Genomic DNA, 26239 nt, shown 5'->3' with positions numbered 1-26239 from the left:
ACGGATCAAGTGAAGAAAAAGAAGTACCTGTAACAGTAAAAGATACAACACCAGCACAAAAAGATGCTGATAAGATCACACCAAATGTTCCAACTGAGAAAACAGGCGTAAAAGATCTTGACAAATTAACTGATAAAGAAAAAGAAGAAGTTAAGGGCAAGATTGAAGAAGCCAACAAGGATAAATTCCCAGAAGGAACAAAGGTAGATGTAGATGATAAGGGTAATGCAACAATCACATACCCAGATGGATCAAAAGATACAATCCCAGCAGAAGACCTTGTATTCCAATATAAACACGGTGAACCAGAAATCTCTGACAAACCAGAACTTAAGATAGCTGACATCATCGACCCAACAGTTCCAGGAAAGACAGAAGTAGGCGATAAAGACAATCTAACTGATAAAGAAAAAGAAGAAATCAAGGATAAGATTGAAAAAGCCAACAAGGACAAATTCCCAGAAGGAACAAAGGTAGATGTAGACAATAAGGGTAATGCAACAATCACATATCCAGATGGATCAAAAGATGTAATCCCAGCTGATAAGCTAGTTAACGAAAAAGACAAAAACAACCAATCACAAGCACCAAAAGTAAACCAACCAGCAGAAGGTGATAAGAAGATAACAGGAACAGGCGTACCAGGAGCTGAAATTCTTATCAAAGACAAAAATGGTAATGTAATTGGTAAGACAATCGTTGATAAAAATGGTAACTGGGTTGTAAACGTACCAGAAAATATGCCACTTAAGAAGGGTGATGTAATCTTTGTAGAACAAAGAGAAAAAGGAAAAACCCCAACAGTCATCGACGTAACAGTAAGAGGAAATGATTCTGAATACAGACCAGGCGAGCCATTAATACCAGAAGCAAATGCTGATGAAGGAGAAGATAACAACAAGCCAGAAGATGGAGACAAGAAGGATAAGCAAGGCTCAACTCAAACAGAAGCTAAAAATAATCCAGCTCAAATTCCATCAGAAAAAACAGGCGTAAAGGATAAGAACCACTTAACAGATGAAGAAAAACAAGAAATCATCGACAAAATTAAGAAGGCAAATCCAGCAGCAGTAGAAGTAAAAGTAGACGACAAAGGCAACGCTACCCTAATCTACGCAGACGGCTCAAAGAACTTCATCAAAGCAAGCGACCTAGTATATGAGAAAGAAGCTAAAAAAGCTCCATCTCAATCAGGCAATGTAGATCCAGCAAGAAATGTAAATCCAAATAGCAAACAAGCAGGCAAAAACGTCAAAACAGGCGTAGGCTCAGTAAGTGGAATATTAGGACTAGCAGGAATCTCAATAGCAGGATTACTAGCAAGCAAGAAAAAAGAAGAAGAAGATAAATAATATTTTCCGAAAAGAAAACAAGACTCTTAAATGAGTCTTGTTTTTTTGCGCCTTGGGGAGGGTTTATGAGTTTTGGGAATAAAGTTGTGCTTTGTGCGAAGAGAACAATAACGTTTTAGCAGTTCTAATAGGCTTGTCCTCTATGAGCCGGACGGGCTTGCCACTTAGCTCGAAGCAAGGGAAAGGGTAGCTTTTTTGCAAAAAAACCTTCACCCCCTTGCTTCGAGCATCCACTCCCTTGTCTCGAGCTTGTCGAGAGACCTATTACGCAAACTAAAATCACAAAGTAAGCCTTAGAACGACAATTCACTATATTCGAAGGCTTGTGAAAATATACCTGTGCTTTGTGCATAGTGAATGATAACATCTAATCAGTCCTTTAGGCTTCTCGACAAGTTCGAAGCAAGGGAAAGGGTAGCTTTTTTACAAAAAGCTCTCTCGCTTCGCTGCGAACCGCTTCGCGGGACTCCTCTACGCGCCACATAAACATGCCTTGATTTGGCATGTTTATGCCGAATAATAGTGCGGGAGCACGGAGAGCTTCGAAGAAGCGGTATTCGGAGGGGCCTGCCCCTTTTCTCGACCGAAGTGGAGAGAACTGTTACGAACACTCAAATCCCAAATTAAGCCTAAGAACGACAATTCACTATATTCGAAGGCTATTGTATACCTTTTACAAAATTCTTCTATAATTATTTATATTAAATCCCAATATAAATCTTCCCAGCCAGGGTTCATCTTGCTTATAAGTTTATCTTTCTTAGCTCTGCTCCATTTACTAACTTGGGCTTCACGTCCACGAGCATCCGTTATATCTTCATAATATTCATAATAAACTAATTTTGTAGTGTCGTATGTATCAGAAAAACTGCCTGGAATAAGATGATACTTATGCTCATAAGCTCTCCTTATAATATTATCAGTAGATCCTTTGTAGATAGTAGTATTAGATTCGCATGCCATTATATAAAAATAACCAGCCATAAAAACTCCTCATTAATATTCTTTTTATATTTATGCCCGGATTTTAGATATTTAACCATAGTGATTTTGAAAATAAAGTTGTGGTCTGTGCGGAGAGAACAATGACACCAAATCAGTACTAATAGGCTTGTCTCAAAGAGCCGACGGGCTTGCCACTTAGCTCGAAGCAAGGGAAGGAGTGGGAAGCTTTAAAAGCTTCCTTCATCACCCACCACTTATCTCGAGCTCCCCACCCCTTGTCTCGAGCTTGTCGAGAGACCTATTACGCAAACTTAAATCCTAGTACAAACTCTAGAACGATATGTTACTATATTCGAAGGCTTGTGAAAATAGATCTGTGCTTTGTGCATTACAAATAATACGAATGTCCATTGTAATTTCTGTGTCTTTATTGTACAATTATAGTACACTCATTGTCTAGTGTTGAAAGGAGGTATTATGGACGAACTTATTATTGCCATCCTTCCGGAGTATGTGAAGGGCAAGGGCATATATTCTAGGGTCTACAGTGAAAATGGGCCCTATCTTGACAGAAGAGGTCCATCACTCTTTCTGAAGAATTTATATTATGACCACCACAAGGATAAGCAAAAGATTGATAAGCATATCAAAACCAATTATCAAGTCCACCGCAATCTTCCTTATGTTATCGATTCTAATAGTGTGTTTTTCCCTTTCAAATTTAGAAAAAGCGATTATGATAAGGAAACTAGAGCTTTTGTTAATGTCAAATATGTGGATAGGATTGAAGATTCAGAAATTTTGCTTATAACTGGCGAAAAATTATCATCCCTTGCCACCGAAAAGGCGCTTATTGCAAGCAAAAACCTTGCCCAGGCCCTTATGTATGAGGAGATGATTAAGGCGCTTAAAGAGCAAAATACGACGATTAGATTTCTAACTGCCAAGATGATAGGCTAGGAAAATATTTTTGCTAATTAAGAATTAGAACTTAAAAATTGAATAAATATTATTATGGAGATTAAAAGGGGGCTTTGGCCCCCTAAATTATTTTTATTGTAAGCAAGCTTGCTCAAGAGCTTGGCCTAGGTCTTCTATTATATCGTCTATATGTTCTATTCCGATTGATAATCTTATTAGGCTTGGGCTTATTCCTACACTTTCTAGCTCTTGATCAGATAATTGTCTGTGGGTGGAGCTTGCTGGGTGGAGGGCTAGGCTTCTTACATCTGCTACGTGGACTGCTAGTCTTGTTAGCTTGAGGGAGTCTATGAATTTGACTGCTGCTTCTTTCCCGCCCTTTATCTCAAAGGATAGGACTCCTGATCCTCCCTCTAGGTATTTTTGAGCTAGGTCATAGGAGGTGGATGATTTTAAGAATGGGTAGGATACCCTATCTACATATGGGCTTGATTCCAAAAATTTTGCTACGGCTAGGGCGTTTTGGCTGTGTCTTTCCATTCTTAGGGCTAGGGTATCTAGGCCTAGGAGGGTGAGGTAGGCGTTAAATGGTGATTGGATTGTGCCTAGGTCACGTAGGCCTACTGTACGGAGCCTTGCTGCATAGGCTGCCTTTCCGAAATGGTCTGCAAAGACTAGGCCGTGGTAGGATTCATCCTTTTCTGTAAGGACTTTGAAATCTCCCTTTTTCCAATCGAAGTTTCCGCTATCTACTATGATTCCACCCATGGCTGCTGCATGGCCATCTAGGTATTTACTTGATGAGTAGGTTACTATATCACAACCGTGTTCTATTGGACGGAGGAGGGCTGGGGTTGCTAGGGTATTGTCAAGTATTAGGGGGATATTATGCTCGTGGGCTACTTGAGCGTATTTTTCTATGTCTAGGACATCTGCCTTTGGATTTGTGAGGGATTCTCCAAAGATTAGTTTGGTATTATCCTTGATGGCCGCCTTTAGGGCTTCTATGTCATTGCAAGGTACGAAGGTAGATTCTATGCCAAAATTTTTGAGGGTGGTGCCTATGAGGTTGTAGGTTCCTCCATAGATATTATTTAGGGCTACTATATGGTCACCTGCTCCTGCTATATTTGTTATGGCTAAAAGGCTTGCTGCTTGGCCGCTACCTGTGGCTACTGCACCTATCCCTCCATCTAGGCTAGCCACTCTTTTTTCTAGGGCATCGACTGTAGGATTGCCAAGCCTTGTGTAGAAAAATCCTGCTTCTTTTAGGTCAAATAGGTCTGCAACTTCCTTGGCAGAGTTGTATTTGAAGGTTGTGGATTGGGATATAGGAGGGATATTTGCCCCGCCATTTTCAATTTCATATCCTGCTCTTAGGCAAAGGGTCTCGATGTTTTCTTTTCTTTGTTCTGTCATTTTTCTTACCTCTTTTATAATATTTATCATAAGCTTAAAAAAAGCCCTCATTATTCCTATAGGAATAACAAGGGCGTAAAATTCGCGGTACCACCTTAATTTATTATATAATCACTCATATAATCTCACTGAGTACTAACATACTCTCGCTTTGTAACGTAAGCTGACGTAAATCCCTAATATCGGGAAATCCTAAATGAGAACCATCTTCATACAAACTCTCTCTACTTCTTTCACCACAACGAAGCTCTCTTTGCTTGATCATCTGCACTACTCTTTCTCATATAAAGTTTATGATATGCTTATAATATATGCGACTTAGTCTATTTGTCAACTGATTTTATTGGGAAATGTTGTATAATATAGACATGATAAGTTAATCGAGATAAGGAGATTAAAATGACTACAGTTTATGATTTTAAGGTTAAAGATGCTAATGGAGAAATGGTTTCTCTTGAAAAATATAAGGGCAAGGTCCTCCTTATAGTAAATACTGCTACAAAATGTGGTTTTACCCCACAATATGAGGGCTTAGAAGAACTTTATGAAAAATACAAGGATAGGGGATTTGAAATTTTAGATTTCCCATCAAACCAATTTGGCGGCCAGGCTCCTGGAAGTATAGAAGAGATTAATGGTTTTTGCGAGCTAAATTTTGGAACAAGCTTTGATAGGTTTGATAAGATAGATGTAAATGGGGCAAATGAAGACCCCCTCTACACCTTCCTAAAAAGCCAAAAGAGTGCCCTAGCAGGCCCTGCCATCAAGTGGAATTTCACCAAGTTTTTGATAGATAAGAATGGAAATGTAGTTAAAAGATATGGCTCAGCCAAAAAGCCAAAAAACATAGCAAAGGACATAGAGGAAGAATTAAATGCATAAGGATAAGCTAGTAGAACTTGCCTTCGAATCAATAAGATATTATCTTGAAAATGGCAAGTATTTAGAAAAATACGACGAAGAATTTAAGGACAACCACAATGGCGTCCTAGTTCAAATAACAAAGGGAGATAGGACAGAAAGGTCTGGCTCAATCTATCCAACCAGGGCAAACATAGGCCTAGATGTGATTTATGAAGCAGTAAATCTAGGTGTTTTTGACAATGCCTTTGCCCTAAAACTTGATGAATTAGATGATATCTATATCCAAGTTTTGGAAGTGACAAAGGTAAAAGCGATGGAAAAGCTAGAGGACTTCGGTGTTTACTCAGGACTTCTCCTAAATTATTCAAACAACCCAGCCCTAGTCTTTAGGGAAGATTATGAGACAGACTTTCAGATGTTTGAAGATGCCAAGGAAAGGGCCAATGTCGATGCCTACGACATCTTTAGCATGGAGAAATTTAAAATAAAAAGACATATCTAGGTGTCTTAAAATTTGACAAAGGCAAGTAAAATAGTACATTATTTGAGAAAGTATATAGATTAGACTATATAAAGAAGAGTAACTTATATCAAAGCTTCAGAGAGGCATGGTTGGTGAGAATGCTAGGGGAGATATGAGCGAAGATCATCTTTATTGTTTATTAGGTGAAATAAGTAGCCTAGTAGGAATGCCAATCCTTAAGAGCAAATCAGGAAATAAGTGGACCGTCTGTATGGACGGTCCTTTTTTATTAGAAAGGAAATCATATGTGCAATCATCATCATTTTGAAGAAATTAACAGCAAAAATGTCAGAGAAAGAGAAGCCCATATCCAAAAGTTTTGGGATGAGATTGACCTACTTGATAAGACATTTGAAACAAGAAAAGATGCCGAAGACTATGTAATCTACGATGGCCCTCCAACAGCCAACGGTAAGCCAGGCATCCACCACGTTATAGCCAGAACCCTAAAGGATATGACAAGCCGCTATAAGAACATGAGAGGCTACAGGGTCCTTAAAAAAGCTGGTTGGGATACACACGGTTTGCCAGTTGAAATCGAAGTAGAAAAGCAGCTTGGATTTCATGACAAAAACGACATAGAAGAATACGGCATAGAGAAATTTAACAAATTATGTAAGGAATCTGTTTGGAAATATTCTGATATGTGGAGAGACATGTCAGATAGGATGGGATATCTTTACGACATGGACCACCCATATGTAACCATGAACAATGACTACATAGAGAGCGAGTGGTGGCTTTTAGATAAGGCCTTCAAGGAAGGTTTAATCTATGAAGGTGCCAAGGTTATGCCATATTGTCCAAGATGTGGTACAGGTCTTGCCAGCCACGAGGTAGCACAAGGCTATGAATTTGAAAAGACCATCACCCTTACAGTTAGGTTTAAAAAGAAAGGTGCTGACAATGAATATTTCCTAGCATGGACCACAACTCCATGGACCTTGCCATCAAACCTTGCCCTTGCTGTAAATCCTGAATTAACTTATGTAAAAGTTTTTGATAAAGGAGATAATTGCTATTACTACATGGCCAAATCTTTGATGGGAAAACTTATGGATAAGAGAGATTATGAACTTATCGAGGAAATGAAGGGTACTGACCTTGAGCTTTTAGAATATGAGCAATTGATGCCATATGTTAAGACCCAACCAGGCAAGGCCTTTAAGGTCATCCTAGCTGACTATGTATCAGCAGAAGATGGTACTGGTATTGTTCACATAGCACCAGCCTTTGGTGAGGACGACTACCAGGCTTGTAGAAAATACGACCTAGACTTCGTCCAACCAGTTGACCTAGAAGGTAAATTTACCACAACCCCTTGGGAAGGTGAATTTGTTTTCGATACCAACGAGAAAATCTGGAGACATTTACAAGAAGAAGGCAAAGTATTTGCCAAGGAAACAATGGAGCATAACTATCCACACTGCTGGAGATGCCACACACCACTAATCTATTATGCAAGACCATCTTGGTATATCGAAATGAGCAAGTTCTCAGATAAGATGGTAGAAAATAATGACGGAGTAAACTGGTTCCCACAAACAATAGGTGAGAAGAGATTTGGCAATTGGCTAGCCAATGTCAAAGACTGGGCAATCTCTAGGTCTAGATATTGGGGTACACCACTTAATATCTGGAGATGTGAGTGCGGCCACACAGATACAGTAGGCAGTCGTGCTGAGCTTAAAGAGCGTGCAATCGAGGATATTTCAGAAGATATAGAGCTACACAGACCATATGTAGATGATGTTCATATCAAGTGCGATAAGTGCGGGGGCACCATGTCTAGGGTTCCAGATGTAATGGATGTTTGGTTTGACTCAGGATCCATGCCATTTGCCCAACTCCACTACCCATTTGAAAACAAAGAATTATTTGAAAATGACTACTATCCAGCAGACTTTATCTGCGAGGGAATCGACCAAACAAGGGGCTGGTTCTACTCACTAATGGCGATTTCAACCATAACCACAGGCAAGGCTCCATTTAAAAATGTCCTAGTAAATGACCTAGTAGTAGATAAAAACGGCAGAAAGATGTCAAAATCTTTAGGCAACACCCTAGATCCTTTTGCCCTCTTTGATAAATATGGGGCAGATGCGGTAAGATTCTACTCCCTATATGTATCACCAGCTTGGATGCAAACCAAATTTGACGAAAAAGGCCTAGTAGAAGTGAAAAATAACTTCTTTAGAACCTTTGAAAATGTCTATAATTTCTTTGCCCTTTATGCAGGCACAGATGGCATAAGCTTAGAAGATATCAAAGGATTTTCTGATGTAGAGCTTGATAATATTGATAAATGGCTATATTCAAGACTTAACAGCCTAATCAAAGACTATGATTCCTATATGGATAGCTTTGATTTTAACAAGGTAGTTCACGAGATAAATGACTTTGTAGTAGAAGATTTGTCAAATTGGTATATCAGACGTAATAGGAAGAGATTCTGGTCTCAAGAGATGACTGATTCCAAAAAGGCAGTTTATAAGACAACTTACGATGTCCTAGTGACCCTAGCCAAGCTAATAGCACCAATCACACCATTCTTAGCAGAGGAAGTCTTTAAGAAGCTAACAGGTGAAGAAACAGTTCACACCCAAATCTTGCCAGAGGTAAACGAAAGCCTAATCGATGAAAAAATCGAAGCTGACATGGATCTAGTAAGAAAGATTGTAAACCTAGGCCGTGCTTCAAGAGAAAAGGAAGCGATCAAGGTTCGTCAACCTCTATCAAAGATTGTAGTAGATGGATCATACAAGGAAAGATTAGAAAATCTCCTTCCACTTATAAAGGAAGAGCTAAATATCAAGGAAGTCGACTTTGAAGATGACCTATCAGAATTTATGAACTACTTCCTAAAACCAGATTTCAGGGTAGTAGGTAGGATTTTCCAATCCAAGGTAAATGACTTTGCCAAATACCTTGCAACAACAAATGCCAAAGACTTCATCGAAAAAGTCGAAGAAGGCCCTGTAAAGGTAGAACTTGGCGGCGAAGAATTTGAAGTAAGCAAGGACTATCTAGATATTAGAATTTCAGCCAAGGATGGCTTTGATGTAGAAATAGATGGCAATGTCTTTGTAATCCTAGATACAGAAATCACAGAAGATTTAAAAGATGAAGGCTACGCTAGAGAATTTATCTCAAAAATCCAAAACCTAAGAAAAGACTCTGGTTTTGAGGTGACAGATAGGATAAATATTGCTTTCGATGCTGATCCTGACCTTGCAGGCTCTCTTGAAAAGTTTGCGGAAGTAATCAAGAAAGAAACCCTAGCAGAAAATCTATCAAAAGCAGAACTTGATGGAGAAGATCTAGAATTAAACGATAAAAAAGTAAAAATAAGTCTAGAAAGACTATAATTTATAGGGGGCTGGCATTTGCTAGCCTCTTTTCTTATTTGTATAATTTCTAAGAGAGGTAGAAAAATGAAAATATTACTAATGAACATGATAAAAATTTATAATAAAGACACAGGCGAGGTCTTGGTATTAGACAAGGTAAAAAAATACGGCTGGGAAGGTCTCACCTTTCCTGGTGGCAAGGTCGAGGAGGGAGAATCCTTTGAAGATGCAGCTATAAGAGAGGCCAAGGAAGAGACCAATCTAGATATAAAAAATCCAAAGCTAGTAGGCATTATCACTTGGATCACAGATGAGAGAAAGGATGTGGGCCTTCTTTATGAAACAAGTGATTTTGATGGAGACCTTATAGAAGATAATAGGGAGGGCAAGCTCTTTTGGCAAGATTATGAAGACTTCAAAAAGACCAATCCCAAATCAATGTCCATGAACCATATCCTAAAAATATACGAGGGAGAATGTAGAGAAGTATTTTGGAATTTGAGAGATGGCAAGGAAGAAATAAAATATTTTTAGTCCTAGAATTAGGACTTTTTTATTACAAAAATATTAAGTTTAATTGCATATAATTATCAATATTATTTAGATTAAGTTCTTGCCTATGTACCTTTACTGTGATACAATTATCGTAAGTGTATTACTATAGACCAAACATTAAGAATTGAGGTAAGCAATGATACTTGATTTAAAAGATAAAGAAAAAGCTCAAAAATATAATAATTTTATAAAAACATCCCCCTACGGCCATTTCCAACAAGATATCCGTTGGGCAAGGCTTAAGAAGACTTGGGAGAGTGTATATTTTTATATAGAAGAAGACTGTAAGATAAGGGCAGCCTTATCTGTCATATATATAAGGGATAAGAAAACAGGCAAGAATTTCTTTTATGGACCAAGGGGTCCTGTCTGTGATCCTTATGATATAGATTCTATAAAGCTTCTAATAGGAGAGGCAAGCGACTTTGCTAGGGCAAATGATGGATTTTTGCTAAGGCTTGACCCATATTATGCCTATGATGAAAATTTAGTAAAGCTTTATGAGGAAAATGGCTTAAGAGTACATTTTGATAAGGAAAAATCCAGCCAACCCCTCCTAAATATGGTCTTAGACATAAAGGGAAGAAGTGAAGACGAAATAATGGCGACCCTTTCCAAAAATACCAGAAAACATATCAGAAAATCCTACAGGGATGGGATAGAAACCAGGGTCCTTGGTAGGGAAGAGATAGAAATTCTCTATAATCAAATAGTAGAAACTGCGCAAAGGGCCGGCATTGGCCACAGACCACTTGATTATATCAAGGACCTGTACGACCTCTATGAGGATGAGTCAAGACTTTCTGTATGTTTTTATCAAGGAGAGCCGGTTTGCTCATCCCTTCTTATAAAATATGGAAACTGGGCCACATCCCTTTATGGGGGTTCATCTGATAAACATAAGGACATGAGCCAAAATTATCAGATTAATTTTGAAGAGATTAAATATTGCATAGAAAATGGCATAAGATACTACGATATGGGTGGGATTTTTGAGACTGATGGGACCGATGGTCTCTATGATTTCAAGAAGAAATTTACCGAAGATAATGTAAGAAAATCCATAGGGGAGCTTGATATTATTCTAGATGAGGCGGCCTACGACCTCTATATGACAGACCTAAATCCCCACTACCAAAGGAAAGATAATGAGCTTAATAAAGATAAGAAATCTTAAAAAATATTATAAGGTCGGAGGGTCTATCATAAAGGCCCTGGACGGGATAAACCTAGACATAGAAAAGGGTGAATTTGTGGCCCTTCTAGGTACATCTGGATCAGGTAAGTCGACCCTTTTAAATATGCTGGCAGGCCTTGAAAGGCCGACAAAAGGCTCTATTGAATATGGAAAGATTGACCTGACCAAGCTTACAGAAGGAGAGATAACCAAGTTTAGAAACCTAAACATCGGCTTTGTCTTCCAATCCTACAACCTCCTTCCTTATTTGTCAGCTTGGGAAAATGTGGCCTTGCCACTTACCTTTAAGGGACTTGATGCCAAGGAGAGAAAGATTGAAGCCATTAAGATCCTAAAGGCTGTAGGTCTTGAGCATAGGATTTATAATAAGCCAAACGAATTATCAGGTGGCCAACAGCAAAGGGTATCCATTGCCCGTGCCTTTGTAGGAGCACCTCCTATAATATTTGCCGATGAGCCTACAGGCAACCTTGACACCAAGACAAGCTTTGAGATAATGCAGCTTATAAAAGATATTACAAGAAAAAACAAACAAACCTTTATTATGGTTACCCATGATGACGAGATGACAGAATTTGCCGACAAGACCCTCTTCATGAGAGATGGCAAGCTAGATAAGATTCACGAAAAACTAACAATTGATGAGGTACTTACAAATGAGTGAAAATACAAATGAACAAATGACCGTAAATGTCAAAAACCAACCAAAGATAATGATATCAGCCTACAGGCTAGAGCCAAAAATAGCTGAGGCTGGCAAGTCCTTTGACCTATATTTTGACCTATACAATACCAATTCCAAAAACACAATTTATAACCTAAAGGCCACAATTGAGCAAAACTTAGGTGCCCAACCTCAAAACACAGGTGAAAATTCCTCCATGGTCTCAGATGGGTCTGTATTTTCGCCAGTTAACCAATCAAATTCATTCTACGTATCAGCCCTCTATCCATGGAATACCGCCCACAGGCAGATAAGGATGAATGTCCTACCAAATGCTGTAGCAGGAAATTATGTCATAAATATGACCATAGAATACGAAGACGCTGATGGCAACCAATACAAGACTACCGAAGCAATCGGCATTCCAGTTGTCCAAAGGGCTGGGGTGAGCATGGGCAATGTCAAGTCAGAAGACCTAGCTGTCGGCCAGCCTACAGAAATGTCTGTAAATATCTACAATACAGGCAAGGACAACCTCAATACCTTCATGTGCGATGTAATAGGCAAGGGCATAAAAATTGACAATGACAGGAAATTTATAGGTAATTTTAAGACAGGAACCCAAGAGACCTTTTCTTTCACAGCCACCCCTCTAAGGGAGGGCGAAATTGAAGGCCAAATCATGCTATCCTATGAGGACTCCACAGGCAAGCTCCACACCCAAGTCCTAGACTTCAACAAGGAAGTGGCAGCCGGCATGGGAGAAGAAGGCATGCCAGGAGAAAATGGAGAAATGGGAGCCTATGATCCAAATATGGATCCAAATTCAGGCCAAAACCAAGGCGGAGGATCTCTACTCACATCCCCATTTATTTGGATTGGCCTAATAGCCATTATAGTATTATCAGTAGTTCTTTATAAGAAGAAAAAACACAAAAAAGAAGATGAGGAGCTTCTAATAGACGATGAAGATTAGTGACAGGCTCCTAATGGCTCTAAGAAATCTCTCAAGGAGAAAGTCTAGGACAATTTTAACAGTCCTATCTGTAGTCATAGGGGCAACATCAATCATACTCATGCTAGCCTTCGCCAGCGGGATTTCAAATTCTCAAAAGCAGATGATAGAATCCTTTGGCGGCCTAACTAGCATTAATATTGTAAATGACCAGCAAGATGATAGGGTCGAGGTAAAAGAAGCAGATATTGACAAGCTTAAGAAAATCAAGGGGGTAAGGGCAGTAGTCCCATCCAAGGAATTTTGGTCAGATTTAATCATAGATGATGGCAAGTCCTACGCCCTATCAAGCGGTTTTGAAGTCATACCAGATGAGATTTTTGCCATGCTTAGCCCTGATATGTTTGAATGGGGCAAGACTCTAAGTTCATCAGATTCTGATAAAATAATACTCAGCCAGCAGGCCAGGGTTGATAAAATCGAAGTAATGCCTGGTGGGGGCTGGTCAAGCACTGGAAGTGCTGATGATTTTAATTTCAATGACCACAAGTTTACCATTAGACTTGGTTATATGGACCAAGAAGATGATGGGGTCCACTTTGGCAATGATGAGGAAAATAAGGAAAGCTCAAAGCCAACCTATGCAGATGTACCGGTAAAAATAGGCGGCAAGTTAAATAATGCCTCCCTGCTCAAGGGCTGGACATCCTACATCAATGAGAGCCTTTATAAAAAGCTCAAAAAGGAAGATGCCAAGCTAGAATCCCCACAGATGGGATCATTTGACGAAAAAACCGGTCAAGTCATAATCGACAAGTCAGATAAGGTAACCTATGAAAAGCTAAGGGTAATTGTAGATGATGTAGATAATCTTGAAACAATCGAAAATGACATAAAAAAGGCAGGCTTTAAGACCCAATCAGAGGCAGGCTCTGCAGAAGAGATTAAAAAGCAAACCATGCAAGTCACCTTAATCCTTGGAGGAATCGGGTCTGTGGCCTTTATAGTATCAGCCATAGGCATCATAAATACCATGCTCATGTCAATCTATGAAAGACAAAAAGAAATCGGAGTCATGAAGGTAATCGGAGCATCAATAGCTGATATAAGGTCCATGTTTCTGATAGAATCAGGTTTTATAGGATTTTTTGGAGGAGTAATTGGCCTTATGATATCCTTTGGGGCAGGAGCTGTCATAAATAACCTCACCCAAGGCGGAGGATTTTTTGGAGGCGACGGGGGAGAAATCATCTCCATAAGCCCAGGCCTTGCCCTAGTGGGAGTAGGATTTTCCGCCCTAGTAGGGGTCATGGCAGGTTATATCCCAGCAAGGAGAGCAACAAAGCTATCAGCTATAGAAGCCCTAAGGAGCAATTAATATTTTAATGAAAGATCACAGCTAGGCTGTGGTTTTTTCTGTAGTTAAAGAAAAGAGAAAATATGAATGAAAAGATTATAAAAGATAAATTAGTAGAAAATTTCCTAAAATATCTGGCAATCCCTAGCCAGTCTGATGATAAAAAGAAAGAAGTCCCATCAAGCCCTGGTCAGTGGGAGATGGCCAAGGTCTTAGGAGCTGATTTAGAGGACTTGGGCCTAGTAGATATAAAGATAAATGAATATGGAGTCCTTCAAGCTAGGCTTCCTAAAAGAGGTGGAAAATCTAGAGCTATTGGCTGGGTTGCCCATCTTGATACGGTCGATGTGGGCCTTTCTGATAGGATTCATCCTCAAATCATAAAATCATATGACGGCAAGGATATAAAATTAAATGAAGAAATCACTTTTTCGATCAAAGACAATCCCGAAGTCCTAGCCTATATTGGCGATGACATAATATTTACCGATGGGACTTCAGTCCTAGGGGCAGACAATAAGGCAGCTATAGCCAATATCATGACAGCCCTATGGTTTTTAAAAGAAAATCCAGATATCGACCACGCAGACATTTTCATAGCCTTTATCCCAGATGAGGAAATTGGCCTTAGGGGAGCAAGAAAGATTGACTTTGATGAGTTTAAGGTCGACTATGCCTACACCATAGATTGCTGCGAACTTGGAGAACTTGTCTATGAAACCTTTAATGCAGCAAGCGGTACTTTAAAGGTAAGGGGAGTATCTGCCCATCCTATGTCAGCCAAGGGCAATCTAGTAAACCCAATTATGATAGCCCACGACTTTATAGCCATGCTTGATAGGGCAAAGATGCCAGAAAATACAGAAAATAGGGAAGGCTATATTTGGCTAACAGATATAAAGTCTGATGTCCTAAATCTAAGGCTTGACTTTAATATAAGAAACCACGATAGGGAAAAATTTGAGGCTAGTAAGGAATATCTCTATAAAATAACTGACCTTTTAAAGGAAAGGTACAAGAAAGCTCAGATAGAGATTGAAATATCAGATGTCTATGACAATATAAGAGATTCTATGAATGAGGAAAATAAGGTTGCTGTAGAAAGGCTAGCGGCAATTTTTAAAAAACTAGGGATAGAAGAAAAAATAATCCCAATGCGAGGAGGTACTGACGGGTCCTTCCTATCAAGAAAGGGAATCTTTACCCCAAATTATTTCACAGGAGCCCACAACTTCCACTCAAATAAGGAATTCTTGCCAATAGATAGCTTTTATAAGTCCTTCCTAGTGACCTTAAATTTAATGCAAGATGATTTTTAAAAACAAAAGCCCAAAGCGGGCTTTTTTCTTTGAGATTTTCCTCATAGCCTTTATAGAAAGCAAAAGTATTTTCAAAAACCCTTTAGTCATTGAAAATAAATTGCAAGAGTCTATAATTAAATTAGGAAAATGTTTTACCAAGGAGGTATTATGTATAAAAGCCAGACAATAGATTTATTTTATCCAGGCCTTGAGGAATCGCCATATTATAGGATACCAAGCCTTGCTCTCCTTAAAAATGGTGATCTCTTGGCAGCAGCTGACCAAAGATTAGAAAGTGAAAGCGACTGGGGTGGCCTAATAGAACCGGCTCTAAGGATCAAAAAGAAGGGGGAAGATGATTTTTCAGACCTCTTTAAGGCCTTTATGGAGCCAAGATTTAAAGATGCCAATCCCACCTATACCATAGACACCAACCTCACTCCAGCCTATTATGAACCAGGCAATAAGGTCTACATGGTAATTGATAAGTTTAGGTCAAGCGGCAACTACCTTACATCCAAAAAGGGCACAGGTTATGTAGAATTTGGCGGTGAAAAATATCCGATTTTATTCTATAACAGCGGAAATACCCTCCTTTTTGAAAAGGCCCAGGATAGGTTCTACATAAAAGATGGCAAAGTATATGGGATGGACCATTCTCCAAGCCCATACAGGGTTTGTATGGAAGATTCCTATCCATTTGATAAGCTGGGCAATATTTATGAGGGTGATAAGCTAGTAGGAAATATTTATTCAGAATCATCCTTCCTTAGAGTCCACCAAACATCCTACCTATGGTTTACCTACTCAGAAGATGGGGGCAAGACATGGGCAAGCCCTGTTGATATATCCCACTTTGTGGCAGATGATAGGATGATCTTTATGGGAGTCTGCCCGGGAAGGGGCCTGCAACTGGCAAGCGGCAGGATCCTAATCCCTCTTTATTACACCACAGAAAATAAGGATGATATCTATGACTTAAGGGAGCATGCCTGCCTGATTTATTCAGATGACTTTGGCAAGACCTGGTCAAGGTCAAAGTCTGTAAATGATGGGGAAGGATACTCTGCCCTAGCTGGTAAAACTCTCACAAATACAAGTGAAAGCCAGCTAGTAAGACTAAATGACGGGACCCTAATCCTATTTTCAAGGACAACATCGGATAGGATTCTCTATTCATATTCATACGATGATGGAGAGACTTTTGAAAAAGCCCTTTGCCAGACAGATTTTGATTCAGAATCCTTCTGCATGGTATCAGTCCTAAAATATGACAAGGATGGCAAGGAATATATCCTAGTAGCAAATCCCAAAGGCCCAGGCAGAAATAATGGTTATATCAGGGTCATGGAAGTAGGCGAGGGAAATAAACTAAGGACCATCAGACAAAAGCAAATCACAGACACAAACTTCACCTATTCCTGCCTAGAATATACAGGAAAAGACGATATCTTCGCCCTACTTTTTGAACAAAGACAAAAGGATGGGTCAGAAGAGAAAGAGTTTTTAAAATATATAGAATTTGACTTTGAATATCTGATGAATTAGAAGAATCTTTAGCAAAAAAGATAAAAAATAAGGGTGTGTTTAAAAGTACTTTCAAAATGGATAAAAAATTTGAAAATATTTTTAATATGCCCTATAATATAGATAGTTAGGAAAATGTTTTTTAGGTATATAAGCTTATAACTTCAACTTTACATATATACTTAAAAAACCTTATCACGAAATCGAATTTCAAGGAGGGAACATGAAAAAGAATTACGTTTTAGGCCTAGCCCTATCAGCTATCATGCTACTAACATCTTGTGGTGGCGCAAAGGCACCAGAAAACAAGGAAGCAGGAGATGCTAAGCAAGAAACAAAGGTAGAAGAGACAGCAAAGACAGACGAGTCTAGCGAAAAATCTCTAAGGATGCTATTTGACAAACAAGGTGAAGGAACAAACTTCGATACACCTTGGTGGAACCGTGGAGATATCTATAAGGTTATAACCTTCAGATCTCTATTTAAGGCAAATCCAGAACTAACAGAATTTAAAGAAGATCTGCTAGATTCTTACACAATGGCAGAAGATGGAATGAGCTATGAATTTAACATAAAAGATGGCCTAAAATGGTCAGATGGATCTGACCTAACAGCAGAAGATGTAAAATTCTCAATCGAAGGTGCCCTAAAGGCAGCTAAGGTTAACTCAATTTATAAATCAGCCTTCTCATCAATCAAGGGAGCAGAAGACTACAAAGAAGGCAAGGCAGACGAAGTTGCTGGTCTAAAGGTAGAAGGCAACAAGCTAACAATGGAAATGGACAAATCTGTTGGTAACATGATTCCAATCTTATCACAATTTGCAATCCTTCCAAAGGCAGGCTTTGAAGGCGTTGATATGACAGAATATCACACAGCAGACTTCTGGAAAAACCCAATCACAAATGGTATGTACAAGGTTAAAGAAGTTGCAACAGATTCTTACCTAGCCCTTGAGCCAAACGAAAATTACGAAGGTCAAGCACCAAAAATCAAATCAGTAGTGGTAAATATAGTACCATCTGATGCTAAATTAAATGCAGTATTAGGTGATCAAGCAGACGTATTTAACTCAAAAGTTCCTACAGAAATCCAAGCAGTTTCTGAAAAAGAAAACTGGGAAGGCCAAACTGTAGACACACTTTTCTACTACTACCTAGTATTTAACCAAACAGGCAATGACCAAAGACCAGCTAGCGAATGGATCAAAAATCCTAAGTTTAGACAAGCAATCTATTACGCTATAGATAGAGAAAACCTAACCAAGAGCCTCTTCCCAGGTCTTGCAGAAGTATCAACCTTTGGTGTACCAGCAAAAGATGCTGACAACAAAAACGAAGAAGCTGAAAAATACGCTTACAATCCAGAAAAAGCTAAAGAGCTTCTAAAAGAAATCGGCTACAAAGCAGATCAACCACTAGAATTTAGATACTACATGGCTGACCAATCATCAGTTGACCTATATAACTCTATAGCTCAAAACCTACAAGATGTTGGAATCCCAGTAAACGTACAAAAATTTGCAGGCGATGCTACTCAAGAACTTATGGAACTAAGAAACTACGACATAGCCCTCAAAGGCCTATCAGCATTTGGCTATGAAGAATGGTACGGAGAATATGTTCCAGCTAATAACAACCTAGTAAGAGTATTTGGCGAAGAAGTTGGTAAAAAATACGAAGGTCTATATTCTGACCTCCTTCAAGAAACTGACAAGACAAAGAGAGCAGAAATCCTAAAGGAACTTCAAAAAATCGAATCAGAAGACCTATCAAAAGAATTAGTCTTCATGCTTAAAAATGAAATACTAGTAAATACAGACAATGTAAATACTAACGGAGCTAAGTTTACAAATCCATGGTTTGCAGCAGACATCGGATTTGAAAATTGGGAGCTTAAATAGTTATTCAATTAGGGGCGACAACTGTTGCCCCTTAAATTTTGAAAAATTGCGCTTTAAGGAGAAAATAAATGAAAAATGGCAATATTTTTAAATACATACTAAAGAAATTAATACAAATGATACCAATGCTTGTAGTAATTTCTTTTCTAATATTTGTTGCCCTCCAGGCTATGCCAATAGACCCAATCAACTACCTCTTGCCACCAGGCTCAGCTAGAGATCCACAGATGATAGCAGAGCTAAGAGCAAGATATGGCCTAGATGATCCAATCCTAATCCAATATGGCAGGTGGATCGGCCAGGTAGTTAATGGGGACTTTGGCTATTCTATAATAAATGGACAACCAATAAAAGATATACTAGCCCAAAAACTACCAGCGACAGTAGAGCTTGCCCTAGCAGCCCTAATCATTTCGTCAATCCTAGGTATAGTTTTAGGAATCCTATCAGCAGTCAACCAAAATGGCCCAATTGACTATATAGCAAGGGTTATAGGTGTAATTGGACAATCCATACCAGAATTTTTATTTGGTATAGTTCTCATATCTGTATTTGCCCTTTCCCTTGGATGGTTCCCGGTAGGGGGAAGAAATATATTTGGTATGACAAGCTTTTGGGATAAGAGCAAAAACTTAGTCCTACCAGCCCTAGCCCTATCCATAGCCATGATTGCAACAGTATTAAGGTATACTAGAAACTCCATGCTTGGAGTAATGAACCAAGAATATATCAAAACAGCTAGGAGCAAGGGCATACCTGAATGGAAGGTTTACCTAAAACACGCTTTCAGAAACTCCATGGGACCAATCCTAGTCACAATCATGCTCAGGATTCCAGGCCTTATAGGAGGTTCTGTAGTAATAGAATCAGTATTTAACTGGCCAGGCATAGGCTCAACCCTCATGGGAGCTGTAACAAGCGGTGACTATCCGATAATAATGGTCACAACCCTACTCATAGCCACAGTTATGCTTGTAATCTCCTTCATGGTAGATGTTCTAAGTGCGATTCTTGACCCAAGAATAAGATTGTAGGTGAAATTATGACAGAAATAAATCTAGTAGAGAAAAAAGAAAAAAAGTCATCCTTGGCAAAGAGGTCTTTGCAAAAATTCTTATCAAATAAATTGGCAATAGTAGGGCTTGTGATAGTCTTGTTAATGATCTTATCAGCAATCTTTGCACCCCTACTTGCCAGCCATGACCCAAACCAAATAGATATGGGTAAGCTTAATCAAGCCCCAGGCAATGGCCACCTATTTGGGACAGATTCCACAGGCCGTGACCTATACTCAAGGCTCCTTTATGGTGGCAGGATTTCAATCCTAATCGGTATATCATCAGCCCTCACCACATCCATCATAGGCACAATCTTTGGCCTAATAGCTGGATATTTTGGCGGTCTAATCGATGTCATCCTCATAAGAATATCAGAAGTATTGCAATCATTTCCTATGATAATTCTTGTCATGGTCCTTGTAACTATTCTTGGCCCTTCAGTATCAAATATGATCCTAGTTTTCACCCTCATAGGCTGGATGACAGTCTTTAGGATAGTAAGAAATGAAGTTTTAAGGCTAAGAGAAGAAACCTATGTAGATGTCAACAAGGCCTTTGGTATATCAGACTTTGCTATTATGTTTAGGGATATCTTGCCAAACACCCTAAGCCCAATAATAGTAGCAACAACCATAAACATAGCCTATTTTATACTCCAAGAAACAGGCCTATCCTTCCTAGGACTAGGTGTTCCAACCAATGTACCAACTTGGGGAACAATAATAAATGCGGCCAAGTCAATAACAGTCATCCAAATGTATAAGTGGCAATGGATAATACCAGGCCTCTTTATATCCCTATTTGTAATGAGTATCAACTTTTTGGGCGATGGCCTAAGAGATGCTCTAGACCCAAGAAATTAGGTGAAATATGGACAATATAATCAAATTAAGAAACCTATCCACAGAATTTAAGGTAGGAAAGAGATACAACAGAATAGTAAAAAACGTAAGCCTAGATGTTAAAAAGGGTCAGATCTTATCAATAGTAGGTGAATCTGGCTGCGGCAAATCAGTCACAGTCAACTCCATGGTCAAACTCTTGCCAAAGACAGCAAGGATAAGCTCAGGAAGCTCAGAATTTTTTAAGGAAGATGGCAATACTGTCGACATCCTAAAGGAAAAAGCCTACGGCAAAAAGATGAGACAGCTTAGGGGTAAGGAAATCGGCATGATCTTCCAAGACCCAATGCAATCCCTAAACCCAGTCTACACGGTAGGTGACCAAATCCTAGAAAATATCCTAGAGCATAGGAAGATTTCCAAAAAAGAAGCCAGACAAATCGGCATAGAAATGCTCAAAAAGCTTGGCATACCTGAAGCAGAATCAAGATTTGACAATTACCCTCACCAATTTTCTGGTGGTATGAAACAAAGGGTAATGATTGCCATAGCCATGGTAAATAATCCAAATCTTTTGATAGCTGATGAGCCAACTACAGCCCTTGATGTTACAATCCAAGCCCAAATTATGGATCTTATGAAGGACTTAAGAGATAAGGAAGGCAAGTCAGTTATCCTTATAACCCACAACATGGGCCTTGTGGCAGAAGTTGCCAACCAAGTTGCAGTCATGTATATGGGAAGAGTCATAGAGTATGGGGAAGTGGCAGATGTCTTTAATAGCCCAACCCATCCTTACACCAAGCTTTTATTAAAATCTGTACCAGTACCAGGCATGGATAGGAATAAGAAGCTATCAACAATTCCAGGCGAAACCCCAGACCCAGCCAATTATGTAAAGGGCTGCGAGTTTGCAAATAGGTGTGCCTATGCCACAGAAGAATGCCTAAAAAGAGACATTCCGCTTTTCAGAGTAGAAGGCAACCACACAGCAAGATGTCTCCTATTAGAAGGAGAAAAGGAGGTCGTAGATGAAAGTAGATGAGAAAATTATAGAAAAAAATGACGACCTATTAGTAAGAAACGAGATAAAAGATACAATCGTCTTTGATGTCAAAAACCTAGAGACCCATTTTCCAATCTATGAAGGCACCTTTTTTAAAAAGCAAACAGGAGCTGTAAAAGCGGTTGACGGGGTATCATTTAAAGTCAGACGTGGAGAGACAGTCGGAGTTGTAGGTGAGTCTGGTTGTGGAAAGACAACCCTTGGCAAGTCTATAATGAGACTAGAAAACCCAACTGGGGGAGAAGTTTTATACAATCTTCACGGCAGGATGACAGATGTAACCAAATTTAATAAGGAAGAGCTCTTTGATTTTAGAAAAGAAGTGCAAATGGTCTTCCAAGACCCATATTCAGCCCTAAACCCAATGAAAAAAATCTATGATTCCTTCAAGGCTCCCCTTGTTGCCCACGGGGTCAACCAGAAAAAGGACATAGACATGGTCATAGAAGATAGGCTAAAGAGAGTAAACCTAAGACCTGATTATATGTACCGTTACCCACATGAGTTTTCAGGCGGTCAAAGGCAAAGGCTATGTATAGCCAGGGCCCTCTGCGTGTCCCCAGAAGTAGTAATCCTGGATGAGCCGGTATCAGCCCTAGACGTATCAATCCAGGCCCAGGTAATAAACCTACTCCAAGGCATCCAAAAAGAGCTTGACCTAACCTATATTTTCATAGCCCACGACCTTTCGGTAGTAGAATATATTTCTGATAGGATAATAGTAATGTATCTTGGAAATATCATGGAAATATCTACCAGCGAGAAGATTAACAAAAACCCAGCCCATCCTTATACCCAGGCCCTCCTATCAGCTGTCCCAATACCAGTAGTGGGAGCTGACTCAAAGAGGATTGTCCTAGAAGGGGATGTGCCAAGTCCAATCCATAAGCCAGCTGGCTGCCCATTCCACAATAGGTGCAGCAAGTGCATGGATATTTGTAAGAGTGAAGTCCCAGAAAGAGTCCTAATAGATGAAGACCACGAGGTAGCTTGCCACCTATATAGCAAGAAAAATTAGAGGAGAAAATTATGAGCGAATTTACACTAAAAGACTTTAGGGGAGTAATACCAGCTGCCCTATCAATATTTGATGAAAATGAAAACCTAGACCTAGAAGCTACAAAAGAATTTACAGAATTTCTTTTGAAATTTGACATCGGCGGCCTATATTTAACAGGATCAACTGGAGAAGGCTTCCTCATGAGTGCTGAAGAAAGGGAAAAATCATCTCAAGCTGTAATAGAAGTAGCAAAGGGAAAGGTGCCAGTTGTAGTTCATATAGGTGATATAGGAACTAAAAAATCAATAGACCTAGCAAAAGCAGCAGAAGTTGCAGGAGCAACAGCCATTTCATCAGTTCCACCATTTTATTGGAGATTTAATAGCGAGCAAATCTATAACTATTATAAGGATATAGCAGAAGCTGTTGATATTCCAATGGTAATCTACAATGTCCCACTAGCAGGCATGATGAGTGCAGATATGATAAAAGACCTATCCCAAATAGAAAATATCAAGGGTGTAAAATACACAAATTCAGATATCTATCAAATCCCAGCTATCAAGGAAGCTTGCGGAGAAGACTTCATGGTTTATGGTGGAGCAGATGAGCTAGCAAGCTCAAACCTACTTATAGGTGTAGATGGTATAGTAGGATCATTTTATAACCTAATCCCAGACTTGTTCATCCAAATAAATGAGGCTATAGCTAATAACGAAGTTAAAAAAGCCTACGACCTTCAGAAAAATGCCGTAAGGATAATAAACTACCTAGTAGCAGGCGGCAATATGGTAGCAGGTATCAAGGCAGTCTTAAGAGAAGCAGGTATAAATGCAGGTTATGCTAGAAGGCCATTTATCAATTTCTACGGTGATGACCAGGTAAAACTTGCCAAGGGTCTAGTAGAATTGGCTAACAAATACGAGATGAAAGATATCTATGTAATAGATAAGCTAAGAGAGAAATATTAAGATGCCAGTACTTTGCCTAGACATAGGGGGCACAGAGATCAAGGCCATGCTTAAGGGGGAAGATTTTGAAAAAGACCTTCCAAATTTCCCATCCAAGGCAGGTACAAATGCCCCTGATATCAAAGAAGATGTCCTAAAACTCATTAAAGACCTAAATCCAGAATACAAGGTAGAAGGAGTAGCCATTTCTACAGCAGGCATGGTTGACTACAAGACAGGAATCATAGCAGGCCACGGCCCAACCTTCAAAAATTACAAGGGTTTTGATTGGAAAAAGGAACTAAGAGATGCCCTAAACATCCCAGCTGTAGTAGAAAATGATGTAAAGTCTGCAGCTATGGGCGAACTTTCTTACGGAGCTGGCAAGGGCTATAATTCAGCCTTCGTCCTTACAGTAGGAACAGGCATAGGCGGAGCCCTAATCCTAGATGGGAAAATCCACAGGGGTGCAAGTGGTCATGCAGGAGAAATTGGCTACATGCCATTTGAAACTGACAAGTTCGAAGCCCTAGCCTCAACCAGCGCCCTAGTTAAAAAGGCCCAGACCCTCTACCTAGACAAAGGCCTAAATAATGGCAAGGAAATATTTGCTGCCATTGATAAGGCTGACCCTGATGCAATAAAATTAGTCGATGATATGACAAAAATCCTAGCCAGGGGTATAGCCAATATCATGCTCATAGTAAACCCAGAAGTGATCATAATTGGTGGAGGCATAAGCGAGCAAAAAGAGAAATTCCTCGACCCAATTATTGAAAAGATAAGGACCCTCGTGCCAGAAAATATCTTCGCTTCTACAGAAATAAAGGCCACAGCCCTAGGCAATAAGTCAGGACTTTACGGGGCCTACAGCCTATTTGAAAAATCAAATGAATGAAAATTATGAATCAATACTCCCTCTAATTGAATCAAAGTATGAAGAATTAACTGAAGTAGAAAAGATAATAGCAGAATATTTCCTAGAAACAGAAGACACAGACCTAACGAGCAAGACAGTCTCAAACAAGCTTTTTATCTCTGAGGCAGCCCTAACCCGATTTGCCAAAAAGCTCAACCTTTCTGGCTATAGGGAGTTTGTCTATAAGTACCAGTCATCTAGACAGAGCAATTTTAAGAGGAAAAAAGACATAGGTCTACCTGTATTTGATTCCTATAGGGAAATCCTACTTAAATCCTACAACCTCTACAATTACAAGGACTACGAAAAGCTAGCCGAAGCCATGCTAAAAGTCGGAAGAATCTATATCTACGGAGTAGGATCATCTGGATATCTGGCTACAGAATTTGCCCAAAGGCTCATAAGGCTGGGCCTAGATGCAGAAGCTATCACAGATACCCATATGCTTTTGTTAAACTCAGTAAGGCTAAAGGGAGACTCTCTAGTCATGGGCATCTCCTATTCAGGCAAGTCCATAGAGGTGATAGATGGCCTTAAAAAGGCGGGAGAGAAGGGATGCAAGACAGTGCTTTTTGTAGCAAATGATAGTGAGAAGTGGGACCAATATTTTGATTTTGTAATCCTAGTAGCCCACAAGCAAAACCTAGAATATTCAAACATCATCTCACCCCAATTTCCTACCATGATCATGCTAGATATCCTCTTTAAAAAACTCTACGAAAGACGTCTCACCTCAGGAGAGGTCTATATGCAATCAGTTAATGAAATGTTAAAACTAATAAAGGAGAAGGACGATGGAAATTAATGATAGATTAAAAAATGGTCTAATAGTATCCTGCCAGGCCCTAGAAGATGAACCCCTCCACTCTTCATTTATAATGGGCAGGATGGCCCTAGCTGCCAAAATGGCAGGAGCAAGCGGCATAAGGGCCAATACAGTAGAAGACATAGCAGAAATCAGAAAAAATGTCGACCTACCAATAATCGGTATAATCAAAAAAGACTATGACAATAGCGAAATCTATATCACACCAACCATGGATGAGATAGATAAGCTAGTAGCAGCGGATGTTGAAATCATAGCCACAGATGCAAGCAATGCCAAAAGGCCAAACCACGATGGCCTAGATGCTTTTTATAAGGAAATCAGAGCCAAATATCCAAACATAAGGCTAATGGCAGACTGCTCAACAATCGAAGAAGCAATCCATGCCGATAAGCTTGGCTTTGACTATATAGGCACAACTATGGTAGGCTATACCCCACAATCAAAGGGCCACAAGATAGAAGCAGATGACTTTAAGATCCTAAGGGAAATCATCAAGGCCTGTGACCATCCGGTAATAGCAGAAGGCAATATAGATACACCAGAAAAGGCCAAGAGAGTCCTAGAACTGGGCGCCCTCACAGTAGTAGTAGGCGGAGCTATCACTAGGCCACAAAATATAGCCAAGAAATTTGTCGACTGCATCGACACCCTAAAGGATAAATAAGATTTAAAAACGGTTTTCAAAAATGAAAGCCGTTTTTAAATTGTAAAATTTTGATAAAATATATTTATGTTTATTGG

General features: G+C 39.4%; 23 protein-coding genes. 21 read left to right on the top strand and 2 right to left on the bottom strand.

Annotated features, from left to right (window positions below):
* On the top strand, window positions 1-1352 hold a 1352-nt coding region (locus RRB46_RS06940), incomplete at its 5' end, for an Ig-like domain-containing protein (protein WP_311537982.1).
* 696 nt (window positions 1353-2048) lie between these two features.
* On the opposite strand, the gene RRB46_RS06935 is transcribed toward RRB46_RS06940, so the two are convergent.
* Window positions 2049-2336: a GIY-YIG nuclease family protein gene (locus RRB46_RS06935; protein WP_311537981.1), complete on the bottom strand. Its 288-nt coding sequence runs from the start codon at window positions 2334-2336 to the stop codon at window positions 2049-2051.
* A gap of 438 nt (window positions 2337-2774) precedes the next feature.
* Here RRB46_RS06935 and RRB46_RS06930 point away from each other — a divergent pair, with 438 nt between their 5' ends.
* A complete protein-coding gene (locus tag RRB46_RS06930; protein ID WP_311537980.1) occupies window positions 2775-3257 on the top strand; it encodes a hypothetical protein in 483 nt (160 codons plus the stop codon).
* Window positions 3258-3350: 93 nt separating this feature from the next.
* Here the strand turns inward: RRB46_RS06930 and RRB46_RS06925 are convergent, their stop codons facing one another.
* The gene (locus tag RRB46_RS06925; protein ID WP_311537979.1) at window positions 3351-4637 is read right to left on the bottom strand and encodes an O-acetylhomoserine aminocarboxypropyltransferase/cysteine synthase family protein; all 1287 of its coding nucleotides are present in this window, start codon (window positions 4635-4637) and stop codon (window positions 3351-3353) included.
* Between the two features lie 399 nt (window positions 4638-5036).
* Here RRB46_RS06925 and RRB46_RS06920 point away from each other — a divergent pair, with 399 nt between their 5' ends.
* The 19 genes from RRB46_RS06920 to RRB46_RS06830 all read left to right on the top strand — a co-directional run bounded on the left by RRB46_RS06920 (window position 5037) and on the right by RRB46_RS06830 (window position 26162).
* Window positions 5037-5519, top strand: a complete 483-nt coding sequence (locus RRB46_RS06920) for a glutathione peroxidase (protein WP_311537978.1) — start codon at window positions 5037-5039, stop codon at window positions 5517-5519.
* Entirely contained in the window at window positions 5512-6003 is a 492-nt protein-coding gene (locus RRB46_RS06915) for an AMMECR1 domain-containing protein (protein WP_311537977.1), read from the top strand. Before RRB46_RS06920 ends, RRB46_RS06915 begins: the two co-directional genes overlap by 8 nt.
* Window positions 6004-6269: 266 nt before the next feature.
* Entirely contained in the window at window positions 6270-9392 is a 3123-nt protein-coding gene (gene ileS, locus RRB46_RS06910) for an isoleucine--tRNA ligase (RefSeq protein WP_311537976.1), read from the top strand.
* A 66-nt stretch (window positions 9393-9458) separates the two neighbouring features.
* A complete protein-coding gene (locus RRB46_RS06905; RefSeq protein WP_296127857.1) occupies window positions 9459-9908 on the top strand; it encodes an 8-oxo-dGTP diphosphatase in 450 nt (149 codons plus the stop codon).
* A gap of 157 nt (window positions 9909-10065) precedes the next feature.
* Window positions 10066-11106 (top strand): peptidoglycan bridge formation glycyltransferase FemA/FemB family protein, encoded by a 1041-nt coding sequence (locus RRB46_RS06900; RefSeq protein WP_311537975.1) that lies wholly within the window; start codon window positions 10066-10068, stop codon window positions 11104-11106.
* Window positions 11078-11791 carry an ABC transporter ATP-binding protein gene (locus RRB46_RS06895; RefSeq protein WP_296127853.1) on the top strand — a complete coding sequence of 238 codons (714 nt, stop codon included), beginning with the start codon at window positions 11078-11080 and terminating at the stop codon, window positions 11789-11791. The genes RRB46_RS06900 and RRB46_RS06895 overlap by 29 nt, the downstream gene beginning before the upstream one ends.
* Window positions 11784-12767, top strand: a complete 984-nt coding sequence (locus tag RRB46_RS06890; RefSeq protein ID WP_296127850.1) for a COG1361 S-layer family protein — start codon at window positions 11784-11786, stop codon at window positions 12765-12767. The genes RRB46_RS06895 and RRB46_RS06890 overlap by 8 nt, the downstream gene beginning before the upstream one ends.
* The gene (locus RRB46_RS06885; RefSeq protein ID WP_311537974.1) at window positions 12757-14124 is read left to right on the top strand and encodes an ABC transporter permease; all 1368 of its coding nucleotides are present in this window, start codon (window positions 12757-12759) and stop codon (window positions 14122-14124) included. Before RRB46_RS06890 ends, RRB46_RS06885 begins: the two co-directional genes overlap by 11 nt.
* A 62-nt stretch (window positions 14125-14186) precedes the next feature.
* Window positions 14187-15422 carry a peptidase T gene (gene pepT, locus RRB46_RS06880; protein ID WP_311537973.1) on the top strand — a complete coding sequence of 412 codons (1236 nt, stop codon included), beginning with the start codon at window positions 14187-14189 and terminating at the stop codon, window positions 15420-15422.
* Window positions 15423-15572: 150 nt separating this feature from the next.
* Window positions 15573-16952 carry a sialidase family protein gene (locus RRB46_RS06875; protein ID WP_311537972.1) on the top strand — a complete coding sequence of 460 codons (1380 nt, stop codon included), beginning with the start codon at window positions 15573-15575 and terminating at the stop codon, window positions 16950-16952.
* Between the two features lie 202 nt (window positions 16953-17154).
* A complete protein-coding gene (locus tag RRB46_RS06870; RefSeq protein ID WP_311537971.1) occupies window positions 17155-18834 on the top strand; it encodes an ABC transporter substrate-binding protein in 1680 nt (559 codons plus the stop codon).
* A 68-nt stretch (window positions 18835-18902) separates the two neighbouring features.
* A complete protein-coding gene (locus RRB46_RS06865) occupies window positions 18903-19868 on the top strand; it encodes an ABC transporter permease (protein WP_311537970.1) in 966 nt (321 codons plus the stop codon).
* Between the two features lie 8 nt (window positions 19869-19876).
* The gene (locus RRB46_RS06860) at window positions 19877-20755 is read left to right on the top strand and encodes an ABC transporter permease (protein WP_265212228.1); all 879 of its coding nucleotides are present in this window, start codon (window positions 19877-19879) and stop codon (window positions 20753-20755) included.
* 7 nt (window positions 20756-20762) lie between these two features.
* A complete protein-coding gene (locus tag RRB46_RS06855; protein ID WP_311537969.1) occupies window positions 20763-21779 on the top strand; it encodes an ABC transporter ATP-binding protein in 1017 nt (338 codons plus the stop codon).
* A gap of 43 nt (window positions 21780-21822) precedes the next feature.
* Complete coding sequence (locus tag RRB46_RS06850) at window positions 21823-22818, top strand: ABC transporter ATP-binding protein (protein ID WP_399530058.1); 996 nt, start codon at window positions 21823-21825, stop codon at window positions 22816-22818.
* An 11-nt stretch (window positions 22819-22829) separates the two neighbouring features.
* A complete protein-coding gene (locus RRB46_RS06845) occupies window positions 22830-23771 on the top strand; it encodes a dihydrodipicolinate synthase family protein (RefSeq protein WP_296127822.1) in 942 nt (313 codons plus the stop codon).
* Window position 23772: 1 nt separating this feature from the next.
* Window positions 23773-24648 carry an ROK family protein gene (locus RRB46_RS06840; protein ID WP_311537967.1) on the top strand — a complete coding sequence of 292 codons (876 nt, stop codon included), beginning with the start codon at window positions 23773-23775 and terminating at the stop codon, window positions 24646-24648.
* The gene (locus tag RRB46_RS06835; protein ID WP_311537966.1) at window positions 24641-25474 is read left to right on the top strand and encodes a MurR/RpiR family transcriptional regulator; all 834 of its coding nucleotides are present in this window, start codon (window positions 24641-24643) and stop codon (window positions 25472-25474) included. The genes RRB46_RS06840 and RRB46_RS06835 overlap by 8 nt, the downstream gene beginning before the upstream one ends.
* Window positions 25464-26162 (top strand): N-acetylmannosamine-6-phosphate 2-epimerase, encoded by a 699-nt coding sequence (locus RRB46_RS06830; protein ID WP_311537965.1) that lies wholly within the window; start codon window positions 25464-25466, stop codon window positions 26160-26162. Before RRB46_RS06835 ends, RRB46_RS06830 begins: the two co-directional genes overlap by 11 nt.
* Window positions 26163-26239 lie beyond the last annotated feature (77 nt).

Source organism: uncultured Anaerococcus sp., assembly GCF_963512375.1.
GTDB lineage: Bacteria > Bacillota > Clostridia > Tissierellales > Peptoniphilaceae > Anaerococcus.
The sequence above is the reverse complement of the archived record's forward strand: the minus strand, read 5'-3'. Positions and strand labels throughout refer to the sequence as shown.

Excerpts from the sequence above, each read along its gene's own strand:
- RRB46_RS06920 (WP_311537978.1), top strand. The coding sequence starts at position 5,037 with ATGACTACAGTTTATGATTTTAAGGTTAAAGATGCTAATGGAGAAATG.
- RRB46_RS06890 (WP_296127850.1), top strand. The coding sequence starts at position 11,784 with ATGAGTGAAAATACAAATGAACAAATGACCGTAAATGTCAAAAACCAA.
- RRB46_RS06925 (WP_311537979.1), bottom strand. The coding sequence starts at position 4,637 with ATGACAGAACAAAGAAAAGAAAACATCGAGACCCTTTGCCTAAGAGCA.
- RRB46_RS06845 (WP_296127822.1), top strand. The coding sequence starts at position 22,830 with ATGAGCGAATTTACACTAAAAGACTTTAGGGGAGTAATACCAGCTGCC.
- ileS (WP_311537976.1), top strand. The coding sequence starts at position 6,270 with ATGTGCAATCATCATCATTTTGAAGAAATTAACAGCAAAAATGTCAGA.
- RRB46_RS06900 (WP_311537975.1), top strand. The coding sequence starts at position 10,066 with ATGATACTTGATTTAAAAGATAAAGAAAAAGCTCAAAAATATAATAAT.
- RRB46_RS06930 (WP_311537980.1), top strand. The coding sequence starts at position 2,775 with ATGGACGAACTTATTATTGCCATCCTTCCGGAGTATGTGAAGGGCAAG.
- RRB46_RS06870 (WP_311537971.1), top strand. The coding sequence starts at position 17,155 with ATGAAAAAGAATTACGTTTTAGGCCTAGCCCTATCAGCTATCATGCTA.
- RRB46_RS06835 (WP_311537966.1), top strand. The coding sequence starts at position 24,641 with ATGAATGAAAATTATGAATCAATACTCCCTCTAATTGAATCAAAGTAT.
- RRB46_RS06875 (WP_311537972.1), top strand. The coding sequence starts at position 15,573 with ATGTATAAAAGCCAGACAATAGATTTATTTTATCCAGGCCTTGAGGAA.
- RRB46_RS06865 (WP_311537970.1), top strand. The coding sequence starts at position 18,903 with ATGAAAAATGGCAATATTTTTAAATACATACTAAAGAAATTAATACAA.
- RRB46_RS06905 (WP_296127857.1), top strand. The coding sequence starts at position 9,459 with ATGAAAATATTACTAATGAACATGATAAAAATTTATAATAAAGACACA.
- RRB46_RS06885 (WP_311537974.1), top strand. The coding sequence starts at position 12,757 with ATGAAGATTAGTGACAGGCTCCTAATGGCTCTAAGAAATCTCTCAAGG.
- RRB46_RS06855 (WP_311537969.1), top strand. The coding sequence starts at position 20,763 with ATGGACAATATAATCAAATTAAGAAACCTATCCACAGAATTTAAGGTA.
- RRB46_RS06860 (WP_265212228.1), top strand. The coding sequence starts at position 19,877 with ATGACAGAAATAAATCTAGTAGAGAAAAAAGAAAAAAAGTCATCCTTG.
- RRB46_RS06830 (WP_311537965.1), top strand. The coding sequence starts at position 25,464 with ATGGAAATTAATGATAGATTAAAAAATGGTCTAATAGTATCCTGCCAG.
- RRB46_RS06915 (WP_311537977.1), top strand. The coding sequence starts at position 5,512 with ATGCATAAGGATAAGCTAGTAGAACTTGCCTTCGAATCAATAAGATAT.
- RRB46_RS06935 (WP_311537981.1), bottom strand. The coding sequence starts at position 2,336 with ATGGCTGGTTATTTTTATATAATGGCATGCGAATCTAATACTACTATC.
- RRB46_RS06895 (WP_296127853.1), top strand. The coding sequence starts at position 11,078 with ATGAGCTTAATAAAGATAAGAAATCTTAAAAAATATTATAAGGTCGGA.
- RRB46_RS06840 (WP_311537967.1), top strand. The coding sequence starts at position 23,773 with ATGCCAGTACTTTGCCTAGACATAGGGGGCACAGAGATCAAGGCCATG.
- pepT (WP_311537973.1), top strand. The coding sequence starts at position 14,187 with ATGAATGAAAAGATTATAAAAGATAAATTAGTAGAAAATTTCCTAAAA.